The sequence below is a fragment of the Massilia glaciei genome (genome assembly GCF_003011895.2).
GTDB lineage: Bacteria > Pseudomonadota > Gammaproteobacteria > Burkholderiales > Burkholderiaceae_D > Telluria_A > Telluria_A glaciei.
Genome location: NZ_PXWF02000131.1, coordinates 1 through 959, shown reverse-complemented (window position 1 = coordinate 959; position 959 = coordinate 1). Strand labels below are relative to the sequence as shown.

General features: G+C 59.3%; 1 protein-coding gene and 1 pseudogene. Both read right to left on the bottom strand.

Features of this window, described 5'->3' with window-relative positions; genetic code table 11:
- Window positions 1-232: 232 nt before the first annotated feature.
- A complete protein-coding gene (locus tag C7C56_RS30295; RefSeq protein WP_370660193.1) occupies window positions 233-739 on the bottom strand; it encodes a response regulator in 507 nt (168 codons plus the stop codon).
- A pseudogene (locus C7C56_RS09655) lies at window positions 716-894 on the bottom strand (sensor histidine kinase); the annotation flags it as partial. The gene C7C56_RS30295 and the pseudogene C7C56_RS09655, both read right to left, overlap by 24 nt.
- Window positions 895-959: the final 65 nt, after the last annotated feature.

Below are 959 nucleotides of genomic sequence, written 5' to 3'. Positions count from 1 at the left end.
CTTAAGTCCGGTGGATTGGGTTTCTCCCTAGTGTTGGATGGGCGACGTTTCGATTATAGGCCAACTGGCTGGCGATAATTTCAATGCCGCGCGCCCATTTGGTTTTACCGTGCTCGACGACTCGCCTCAAATCGGGAGTTGGATAATATTGCCGGTATCGGTCCCGAGCATGAGTATCGGTGGACGAGCAATCGCTATTGAAAAGCGGGCGAATCGCCGCGCCGCGTGTTGGTTAAACGTGCTCTGGAACAGACTCGAGCAAATGCAGGATCGCATTGACGTCAATTGGTTTGACCAGATACTGGTCGAAACCGGCCGCCGTCGCCATAACCCGGTCTTCTTGCTGTCCATAGCCGGATGCGGCGATGGCGAATGGCGTGCTTGCTCCCAGCGTTTCTTTTAGTTTACGCATCAAACTGTAGCCATTGAGCCCCGGCAGCCCGATGTCGCAAACGAGCACATCGAAGTGTTGGGCGCCCGCCATTGCCAAGCCCGTTGGACCATCGAACGCGGCCGAAACCGTGTACCCCTCCGAGCGCAGGTACATGCACAGCAAATCGCTCGCGTCGCGATTGTCTTCGACCAAAAGTATCCGATGACGGCGCAGAGCGGCCGCGTGCGCGGCAGGCAAAGCCTCCGGGGGCGCGACTTGGGCGGGCAACGGCAGGGTCAGAGTGAAAACACTACCGCGCCCCAAGCCGGGGCTCGACGCTTGAATCGTTCCTCCGTGCAATTGCACGACGTTGCGCACCACGTTCAAGCCGATGCCCAGTCCGCCCGCGGCCCTTGGGTGAACAAGCCGAAAATGTTGGGCAGGTCTTCGGCGGCGATGCCTGCGCCATTGTCGGCCACGGCAACTTTGATCGTGTCCCCTTCGGCCCACGAGCTGACCACGATCTGACCGCCGTCCTGGGTGAACTTGGATGCGTTCACGAGCAGGTTCGAAAACACCTGCGCCA